This window comes from Chloroflexia bacterium SDU3-3 (assembly GCA_009268125.1).
GTDB lineage: Bacteria > Chloroflexota > Chloroflexia > Chloroflexales > Roseiflexaceae > SDU3-3.
In genome coordinates, this window is record WBOU01000001.1 from 515,573 (window position 1) to 525,236 (window position 9,664).

9 protein-coding genes (1 of these 9 only partly in view) are annotated in these 9,664 nt (G+C 68.1%); 1 reads left to right on the plus strand and 8 read right to left on the minus strand.

Annotated elements, in window-relative coordinates; all coding sequences use genetic code 11:
- Window positions 1-94: 94 nt before the first annotated feature.
- The 8 genes from F8S13_02320 to F8S13_02355 form a co-directional block, all read right to left on the minus strand.
- A complete protein-coding gene (locus tag F8S13_02320) occupies window positions 95-430 on the minus strand; it encodes a hypothetical protein (protein ID KAB8145934.1) in 336 nt (111 codons plus the stop codon).
- Window positions 427-1,446 carry an ABC transporter ATP-binding protein gene (locus tag F8S13_02325; protein KAB8145935.1) on the minus strand — a complete coding sequence of 340 codons (1,020 nt, stop codon included), beginning with the start codon at window positions 1,444-1,446 and terminating at the stop codon, window positions 427-429. The genes F8S13_02320 and F8S13_02325 overlap by 4 nt, the downstream gene beginning before the upstream one ends.
- Before the next feature lie 8 nt (window positions 1,447-1,454).
- Window positions 1,455-3,422 carry a dockerin gene (locus F8S13_02330; GenBank protein ID KAB8145936.1) on the minus strand — a complete coding sequence of 656 codons (1,968 nt, stop codon included), beginning with the start codon at window positions 3,420-3,422 and terminating at the stop codon, window positions 1,455-1,457.
- A 36-nt stretch (window positions 3,423-3,458) separates the two neighbouring features.
- Entirely contained in the window at window positions 3,459-4,568 is a 1,110-nt protein-coding gene (locus F8S13_02335; protein KAB8146089.1) for an ABC transporter permease, read from the minus strand.
- 40 nt (window positions 4,569-4,608) lie between these two features.
- Window positions 4,609-5,604 carry an ABC transporter permease gene (locus F8S13_02340; protein KAB8145937.1) on the minus strand — a complete coding sequence of 332 codons (996 nt, stop codon included), beginning with the start codon at window positions 5,602-5,604 and terminating at the stop codon, window positions 4,609-4,611.
- A 69-nt stretch (window positions 5,605-5,673) separates the two neighbouring features.
- Complete coding sequence (locus F8S13_02345; protein KAB8145938.1) at window positions 5,674-7,875, minus strand: twin-arginine translocation signal domain-containing protein; 2,202 nt, start codon at window positions 7,873-7,875, stop codon at window positions 5,674-5,676.
- Between the two features lie 42 nt (window positions 7,876-7,917).
- The gene (locus tag F8S13_02350) at window positions 7,918-8,955 is read right to left on the minus strand and encodes an ABC transporter ATP-binding protein (GenBank protein KAB8145939.1); all 1,038 of its coding nucleotides are present in this window, start codon (window positions 8,953-8,955) and stop codon (window positions 7,918-7,920) included.
- Window positions 8,952-9,323, minus strand: a complete 372-nt coding sequence (locus F8S13_02355; protein KAB8145940.1) for a response regulator — start codon at window positions 9,321-9,323, stop codon at window positions 8,952-8,954. Before F8S13_02355 ends, F8S13_02350 begins: the two co-directional genes overlap by 4 nt.
- A gap of 57 nt (window positions 9,324-9,380) precedes the next feature.
- Between F8S13_02355 and F8S13_02360 the strand changes: the two genes are divergently transcribed.
- On the plus strand, window positions 9,381-9,664 hold the 5' portion of the coding sequence (locus F8S13_02360) for a hypothetical protein (protein KAB8145941.1). The gene runs 250 nt beyond the window's last position; the window shows 284 of its 534 coding nt (coding positions 1-284); its start codon is at window positions 9,381-9,383; the stop codon falls past the right edge of the window.

Here is a 9,664-nt window from a genome sequence, read left to right on the forward strand (position 1 = left end):
GTCTGTCCTTTCGTGAGAATCGGCAAGGTTGGGGAGGCGCGGGGCCTCCCAGGCGAAAATGCGAACGGCAGGAGTGCTACCAGAGAAAAGCAAGCTAGCGGGCCGCCGCGCCGGGCAGCGGCAGGCAGCGGGCGCGGCCCTGGGCGGCGTAGACCATGCCCAGCACCCAGGCCAGCGCCAGCGCGGCGTAGGCGGCCAGCAGCAGGGCGAACAGCAGCACGCCCAGCAGCGCCCCGACGGTGGGCACCCATGCCAAGGCCCAGGCGGCCACGGCCCACAGCACCGGCGCGACCGCCGCCCACACAGCGATCACCAGCGACTGGCGGGCGTGGAAGGCGGCGAAGGCATCCTGCCGCCGCACGGCCAGCACGGCCAGCGCGCCCGGCAGGCTCAGCAGGTAGGCCACGATGGCCAGGGTGCGGCTGCTCATGGCTGCACCTCGATGCCCTGGAGCGGCAGCTCGCGGGCGAAGTGGCAGCTGGAGAAATGCCCCGGCTCGACCTCGACCAGCGGCGGCGGCTGGTGCCCGCAGACCTCCTTGGCGTAGCGGCAGCGGGTGTGGAACACGCAGCCCTGCGGCGGGCTGGCCGGGCTGGGGATCTCGCCCTGGAGCTTGATGCGGCTCTGGCGGATGTCGGGGTCGGCGGGCGGGATGGCCGAGATCAGCGCCTCGGTGTAGGGGTGGAGCGGGCGGCGCAGCAGCGTCTCGGACTCGGCCAGCTCCACGATCTTGCCCACGTACATCACGGCGATGCGGTCGCACATATGCTCCACCACCGAGAGATCGTGGGCGATGAAGATCATGGTCAGCCCCAGGCGCTCGCGCAGCTCCTGCAGCAGGTTGAGCACCTGTGCCTGGACGGAGACATCCAGCGCCGACACCGGCTCGTCGGCCACGATCAGGCGCGGGTTGAGCGCCAGGGTGCGGGCCAGGCCGATGCGCTGGCGCTGCCCGCCGGAGAACTGGTGCGGGTAGCGCTGCATGTAGTCGGGGTTGAGGCCGACGGTGCGCATCTGCTGGGCCACCATATCATCCAGCTGCCTGCCGCTGGCCACGCGGTGGATGACCAGCGGCTCGGCGATCAGGTCGCGCACCGTCATGCGCGGGTCGAGCGAGCTGAACGGATCCTGGAAGATCATGCGCATCTGGCGGCGCAGCGGCTTCATGTCGCGCTGGCTGATGCGGGCGATCTCAACCTGCTGGCCGTCCTCGGTGCGGAACGTGATCTGGCCGTCGGTCGGGTCGTAGAGCCGCAGGATGGCGCGGCCCGTGGTGGTCTTGCCGCAGCCGCTCTCGCCCACCAGCCCCAGCACCTCGCGCTCGCGCAGCGTGAAGCTCACGTCGTCCACGGCCTTGACCTGGCCCACCAGGCGCTGCATCACGCCCTGGCGGATGGGGAAGTACTGCTTGAGGTTGCGCACCTCCAAGATCGGTTCTGTGCTCATGGCTGTGCCTATTCGTTCGTCGCGCCCAGGCGGATGGCGGGCGCGATGGCGATGCTGTCGATGTGGGGCGCGGGCGCGCCGCCGCCGAAGCGGATGCGGTTCTCGCCCGCCCGCAGCCACACATCCACCACGCGGGTGCGGTAGCAGTCCCACGCGAAGGTGTTGCGGAAGCGGACGATCTGGGCCGCGCCGCCGTTCACGCGGATCTCGGCGGGGCGGTCGACCACCTGCACGTTGTAGTCGTGCGCGCCGCGGTGCTCGGCGTTGGCGTAGCGCACGGCCATGCGGTAGAGCCCCTCGGCGGGGGCCTGCACGCCGGTGAACTCCAGCGCGCCATCGCCGCCCAGGCCGCCCACGTAGGCCCCGCCCGAGGCCGAGCTGTCGCCCGCACGCTCGGCCCCGCCGCTCAGGATGTTGGTCTCGGCCTCGGCCTCGTAGCGCTGGGGCGGCGCGGCGGGGGCCAGATCGAGCCAGGCGATGTGCAGCGGGGCCTCGCCCGACAGCTCGATCTGGTTGACCCCGGCGGTCAGGAACACATCCAGCGCCAGCTCAGCCCAGCGCTCCCGGCCTGCGGCGGGCAGCTCCAGGCGGGCCAGCGGCTGGCCGTTCAGCCGAAGCTGGGCGGCGCTGGCCGTGGGGGCCTCGTAGCGCACCACCACGCGGTGCGTGCGGTCGTCCTCCGCCGTCACCACGAATGAGCCGCCGCCCGCGCGCTCGGGGCGGTAGCGCCCTGGCGCGTGGGGCGCGATCTCCTCGTCGCCGGGGGCCAGCACGATCTGGTAGGCGCTGGTGGCGCGCATGCCCGCCATGGGGATGCGCAGCTCGCCGCCCTCGATCGGCAGCACATCCTCGCGCAGCAGCGCAGGCCCTGGCGAGGGCGCGAGGCCGGTGTCCGCCGCCTCCCACACCGCCACGCGGGCGCTGCGGCCCAGCCAGGGCGCGGCATCCAGGCCGCGCACCAGCACATCCGCCGCGCCCTCGGCACCGCCCAGCAGCACCCGCGCGCGCCGCCCCGCCGCGTCCAGCGCGGCCAGGCCGCTCAGGCCCTCGGCGTCGGGGTCGGGGGCGGCCACGGCCACGGTGGTGCCCGCCATGTCGCCGTACCACTTGTAGAGCCACCAGCCGCCGGTGGCCTGGGTGGCGCTGTCGCGGGCCAGCAGGTTGTCGAACGAGCCTGCGTCGGTCCAGTAGGCGAGGCAGGCGTCCACCTTGCTCTCCTCGAAGCGCGCGACCCACTGGATGAGCTTGCCGGGCACGCCCAGGTCGCCCGTGATCCGCGCGTACTCGTTGATGCAGATCTCCAGCGGCGCGATGCCCAGCTCGCGCTCGAACTGGCGGTACTCAGCGTAGCGCTGCCGCCAGCCGCTAAAAAAGCCGTCGTTCAGCTCGTGCCAGGAGATCACGTTGGGCAGACAGTCGTTTTCCTTGCAGAACACCAGGAACTCGCGATAAAATGCGCTATGGTAGTTTGCAAAGTTTGGCCCAACGATTTTCGCATAGGGGTCAAGCAGGCGTATGTGGCAGAACACCGCCCGCCAGTCATCCAGCAGCGCCTGCCTGCGGTCCTCAACGTTGTACCAGATATTGTCCGGCTCGTTGAAGGGCACATAGGAGAACATGGCGCGGTGGGGGCTGTCCAGCACGCCGCGCACGATCTGGCCGACCTTCTCCAGGTAGTCATCCAGCCCGAGCTGCTCGTAGGGCCAGCGGGCGTAGATGTCCTGCATGTAGATCTCGATCTCGCGCCCGCCCGCCGCGTGGAAGGTGGCCGCCACATCCAGCGCGTCGCCGTTGGGGTGCTGCAGGCCGCCCTCGGGCTTCTGGGCCGCCACCTGCGGGCGGATGGGGGCCAGGGCATGAGCACTGGGGATGCCCGCGTTGCCCAGGCCGTAGAGCGCGCCGGAGGCGCCGTGGCGCAGCGGGCCGGTGGGCTGCGAGAGATCGACCGTCAGCTGGATGGTGTCACCTGGAGTCATAGCATCTTCACCTAACTAAGCGCGCCGCCCGCGCCGCTAGTCGACCGCGTAGGGGTCCACCGCGTCGCGCAGGCCGTCGCCAAGGAAATTAAAGCCGACCACGGCCAGCACAATAAACAGCGCTGGCCACATCAGCCACGGGTTGCTGCCCAGCGTCTGCAGGCTCTGGGCCTCGCGCATCATAGTACCCCAGCTCACCAGCGGCTCCTGGATGCCGATGCCCAGAAAGCTCAGGAAGCTCTCGGAGAGGATGATCGACGGGATGGTGAGCGTCAGCACCACGATGATATGGCTCAGGCAGTTCGGGAACAGGTGGCGGAAGATGATCCGCGCGTCGGACGCGCCCATCTCCTTGGCCGCCAGGATAAAGTCGGTCTCGCGCAGGGCCAGCACCTTGCCGCGGATCTGGCGGGCCAGCTGGGTCCAGCCCAGCAGCGCGAAGATCGCCGACATGGTGATAAAGATCAGCGTCTGATCCCACGTGATCGGGATGATCGCGGCCAGCGCCATCCACAGCGGCAGGGCCGGGAAGCTCTGCAAGAACTCGATGAAGCGCTGGATCAGGTTGTCGGCCCAGCCGCCGTAGTAGCCCGAGATAATGCCCACCGTCGCGCCCACGGCGATGATGATCAGCGTGGCCACCACCGAGAGCGAGAGCGAGATACGCGCGCCCATGGCGATGCGGCCCAGCATGTCGCGGCCAAACTTGTCGGTGCCCAGCAGGAAGATCGTGCCGCCCTCATCCACGCCGTAGAGGTGCAGGCGGCTGGGGATGAGGCCCAGCAGCTTGTACTCGTAGCCCTGCACAAACAGGCGGATGGGGTAGGGCTTGCTGTAGTCGGTCTTCCAGCTCGGCAAAAAGGTGGCCGGGTCCAGCTCCTGCTTCTGGCCGAAGGTGAAGGGCTGGATGTGAAACTGGCCGTGCGAGTCGATAAAGTAGATCTGCTGCGGGCGGGTGTAGGCGAACTGCATGTTGGGCGTGATCGGGTCGCTGGCCGCGAGGAAGTCGGCGAAGATCGCCATAAACACCAGCATCATGATCAGCACGCCGCCGCCGATGGCGATCTTGCTCTTGCGGAACTTGCGCCACACGAGCGCGCCGTAGCTCTCGCGCCGCTCCTCGGCGGCGGGCATGGCCAGGGGCATAACCGTGGGTTGGATGGCGCGGGCCATAACTGCTCCTTCGCTAGTTCAGCCGGATGCGCGGGTCGAGCATCGACAGGAAGATGTCGGCGAGCAGGTTGCCCAGCACCAGCAGCACGCCGTAGATCAGCAGGAAGCCGCCCGACACGTAGATATCCTGGTTCAGCAGCGAGCCGTAGAACATGGGGGCCAGCGTGGGCAGGCCCAGCACAATCGCCGCCTCTAGCTCGCCGGCCAGCATGTAGGGCAGCACCGTGCCCTGGTACATCACAATCGGGTGCAGGGCGTTGGGCGTGGCGTGGCGGTAGATCACCGCCGCCTCGGAGAGGCCCTTGGCCCGCGCCGTGGTGACGTACTGCATGTTCAGGGTGTCCAGCAGGTTGCCGCGCATCACCCGCATGTTCTGGGCCACGCCGCCGAACCCGGCGATCACCACCACCGGCCACACGTGCTCCAGCGTGTCCACCAGCTTGCCCCACGACCAGGGCGCGAGCGCGTACTGCGGCGAGTTGAAGTTGGTGAAGTTCTGCGACCCCACGCTGAAGGCCAGCCAGTACATGATCAGCAGGGCTAGGAAGAAGCGCGGGATGGATGTGCCTAGGAAGGCCAGCACAGTGGCCAAGTTGTCGCCCAGGCTGTACTGGCGCGTGGCGGCGTAGATGCCGATCAGCACGCCCACCAGCGTGGAGATCAGGTGCGAGGCCAGGGCCAGCGCCAGCGTGCGCGGCAGGCGCTCGGCGATCAGCGCGCCCACGTCCTTCTTGTAGGCGAAGGAGTAGCCGAACTCGCCCTTGGTGATGATATTGCCCATCCAGTTGACGTACTGCACCATGATCGGCTTGTCCAGCCCGTACTCGGCGCGCACCGCGTCGGCCTGGCGCTCGGCCTCCTGCTCGGAGATACCATTGTTCAGCAGGTTGGTCTTGAAGCTGCTGGCGAAGTCGCCGGGCGGCAGCTGGATGATGATAAACGAGACGAGGCTGATGCCGATCAGCACCGGGATGGCCGAGAGAAGCCGCACCATGATAAATTTGAACATCGCTGCCTCCGCCGGTCGCGGCTGGCGGGCGCGGCCCCTGGGCGCATACCCAGGGGCCGCCTGCCACGCCTAGCTGTAGGTCGGGATCACATCCGCCTGCGTCTCGGGCACCTTCGACTGGTCCTCCGCCGCGATCCAGAACTGCTCGGGCAGGAAGTTATCGTAGTCCCACTGGTAGAGGAAGGCGGGCGCGCCCACCGGCACGTTCTTGATCGTCTTGGTCATGCCCAGCGCGTACCGCCCGATCACCACGCCCAGGGTGTAGGCCTGCTCGGTGTGGATCCTCTGGTACTGCTTCATCAGATCCTTCTGCTTGGCGCTGTCCGGCTCGGCGGCGAACTGCTGCACGATGCTCACCAGCTGCTGCTCGAAATCCTGCAGCGGGCGCTCGACGCCCTCGCCAGCGCGCGAGAAGACCGGCGTCTCCAGGGCCAGCGGCGCGATGTCGCGCGGGCGCACGTTGGGCACACCCCACTCCTGGCCCACGCGCGAGACCTGCAGATCCCACTGGCCGCTGGTGTTCAGCTCGTTCATGGCGTTGCCCTGGATCTGGCGGTAGTTGACCTGCAGGCCGATCTGCTTGAACAGCGTCACCAGGGCCTGGGCGATGGTCGGCGCGCCCTCGGCGTCCTCCACCGCCGTCAGGCCGATCACGATCGGCTGGCCCTTGAGCGGGCCGTCGGGCCACAGCAGGATGCCATTGCCATCGGTGTCCTTCAGGCCGATCTCGGCCAGCAGCGCCTTGGCGCTGGCCACCGAGTAGGGGTAGTACACCGTCGAGTCGCGGTCGAAGAACTGCGAGCCGGGGTACAGCCCGCCGGGCCAGGCGCGGAAGAACGGGCCGTCGGCCACCGACTTGGCGATGCCGTCGCGGTCGATGGCGTGCGAGAGCGCGCGGCGGAACTTCTGCTGGCGGAACAGCTTGCGCAGCTCCTTGGTGCGGTCGTCGGTGGTGCCGAAGTTCAGCGACTGGTTGATCAGCAGCGAGAAGCCCAGCGTCTCCGGCCCCCACTCCAGCCGAAACGGCGCGTTGGGGTCTTGGGCGCGGGTGGCCACCTCGCGGTAGGTGGATGGGTTCTCCACGTTGGTGTGGTCGCAGGCGTTGGCCATCACCTTGCTGGTGCGGATGACGCCGGTGGAGGCGTGCTCGAAGATGATCTCGTTCAGATAGGGCAGCTGCTGGCCGCTCTCATCCACCTTCCAGTAGTAGGGGTTGCGGCGGAAGATCATCAGCTCGTCGGTCTTGTACTGCACGGGCACCCACGGCCCCAGCGTCACCACCGGCAGCGCGTTGGGCGGCAGGTCGTCCTGGAACTTCTGGTAGTCGGTGTCCTTGTTATACTTCGGGTGCATCGGCTTGTGGATGTGGGCCGGCGCGATCAGGAAGTAGTTCTCGTTCATGTCGAACAGCTTGTAGGCGGGCTTGGCCACCGGGAAGGTCCACTTGATCGTGTAGTCGTCGACCTTCTCCAGCGTGATGTCCTTGCCGTCGATCTGCCAGCTGCTGCGCTTGCTGGGCGCGCGCACCACATTGGCGTCGAGGATGAGATCCTCCCAGGTGAACATCACATCGTCGGCGGTGAACGGCTCGCCATCCGACCAGCGGATGCCCTTCACCAGGCTCATAGTCAGGCTCATGCCGTCGTCGGACCAGGCCCACTCCTTGGCGAGGTTGGGCACCGGCTCCAGCTTGTCGCCGCGCAGCCACATGGGGCCGGTCTTCACCAGCTCCTCGATCACGATCGAGTTGATGCCGAAGTAGCCCTGGCTAACGCCCGCGCCCCAGTTCCAGCCCTCGGTGGGCGAGGCCCACACGTCGCGCATCACGCCGCCGTAGGTGCCCACGCCATCGGCGAAGAAGGCGGCGGGGATCACCTGCGGCGTCTCGGGCAGGCGCTGCTCGACCGGGGGCAGCTGGCCCGCCTGCACGGCCTTGGCGATGTACTCCGGCTCGCTGTACTTGTCCAGCTTCTTGTAGGTCACCATCTGGTCCAGGTTGAACTGCTTGGGCGTGCGGCTGCCCGCCATCACCTGGCCCTCGGGGTAGGGGATGGGGTCGAGGATGCCGCCGGTGGCGGCGGGGGCCGCGCTGGCCGCAGGCGCGGCGCTGGCCGCCGGGGCCGCCGTGCTGCCGCCCGCCGCCGTGGTGGCTGCGGGCTGCTCGGCGGGCGGGGCCGCCGCACAGGCGGCCAAGATCCCCGAGCCTGCGCCCAGGCTCAGCAGCTTGAGGAATTCGCGTCGGCTGATCGGGTTGCTGTTGTCCATAGTCATGTTCCTCCTCGAACATCGGCGGGCGCACCCATGGCGCACGGGCTAGGAGTTCAACCAGCATGCCGCCTGGTGGCCTGGGGCCACCTCGCGCAGCGGCGGCGCTTCTTCCTGACAGCGCGCCATCGCGTGCGGGCAGCGTGGCGCGAACGGGCATCCTCGGATGATCTCGGTGGGGCTGGGCACCATGCCCCGGATGGGCACCAGCTGCTTGCGGCCCTTCTTGCCCAGCACGGGCACCGAGCTGAGCAGGCCGCTGGTGTAGGGGTGCAGCGGGTGGTGGAACAGCTCGCGCACCTCGGCGTACTCGACGATCTTGCCCAGGTACATCACCGCCACCACATCGGCCATCTGCGAGACCACGCCCAGATTGTGGGTGATCATCACAATCGACGAGTGGAAATCCTGCTGCAGCTCGCGCATCAGGTCCACGATCTGGGCCTGTACAGTCACATCCAGCGCGGTGGTCGGCTCGTCGGCCAGCAGCACCTTGGGGTTGCACGAGAGCGCCAGGGCGATCATCACGCGCTGGCGCATGCCGCCCGAGAGCTGGTGCGGGTGCTCATGCAGGCGGCGGGCGGCGTCGGCGATCTGCACCTTCTCCAGCATCTCCTGGGCGCGGCCTAGGGCCTCCTTCTGGCTCACGCGCTGGTGCAGGCGCACGGTCTCGGCGATCTGGCTGCCGATGGTGTACAGCGGGTTGAGCGAGGTCATCGGCTCCTGAAAGACCATGGCGATCTCGCCGCCGCGGATGTGGCGCATCTGCTGGCCCTGCGGGTTGAGCTTGGCGATGTCCACCGGCTGGGCCTGGCCATCCTGGCGGTAGAGGATCTGGCCGCCCACGATCTTGCCGGGCGGCGACTTGAGCAGGCGCATCACCGACATGGCCATGATGCTCTTGCCGCAGCCGCTCTCGCCTACCAGCCCCAGGGTCTGGTCGCGCCGCAGCGTCAGGTCCACGCCGTCCACAGCGCGCACGGTGCCGCTGTCCAGGTAGAAGTAGGTCTTCAGGCTGCGGATGTCGAGCACCACATCGTCGGCGCTGGGCGGGCGGGGCGGCGTAGCCTCTTGGGTGTGCGTCATTGGTTCACCTCGGCGGCCAGAACACGGCGGACAGCAGCGAGCAGGTCGGCGGGCAGCACGGGCTTGATCAGGTAGGCGCTCGCGCCCAGGGCCAGGCCGCGCCTGCGCTCGTCGAGCGTGCTGCACAGGATGACAGGCGGGCGCGGCGCGGCGCGGCGGATGGCCGCCAGCAGATCCCAGCCGCCGCCGTCGGCCCACACCGGCTCCAGGATGATGGCGTGGATGGGCTGGCCGCACAGCAGCTCGCGGGCCTGCCGATCATCCTCGCAGGCGACCACGGCGTACTCCTGGCTGATCGCTCGGCGGTACAGCTCGCGCGTCGCCTCGTCCTGCTCGATGAGCATGATCGTGTGGCCGGGATCTCGCATCGTCGCGTCTCCACTTGGCTTGGTTGGCTGGCTGTACTATAGCGCAGGCGGCGGGCCGTGTCTCGCACAAAAGAATGGCGGGGTGGGACAAAAGAACGACAAGCTACGTTCTTTTGTCCCCTGGCGTCTTGGAGTGAGATAGGTCTCTCCCCTCTTCGCGCCTGCATCAACCTCGACCGGGTCAAAACCAACCTCGACCGGGTCAAAACCAACCTCGACCGGGTCAAAACCAACCTCGACCGGGTCAAAACCAACCTCGACCGGGTCAAAACCAACCTCGACCGGGTCAAAACCAACCTCGACCGGGTCAAAACCAACCTCGACCGGGTCAAAACCAACCT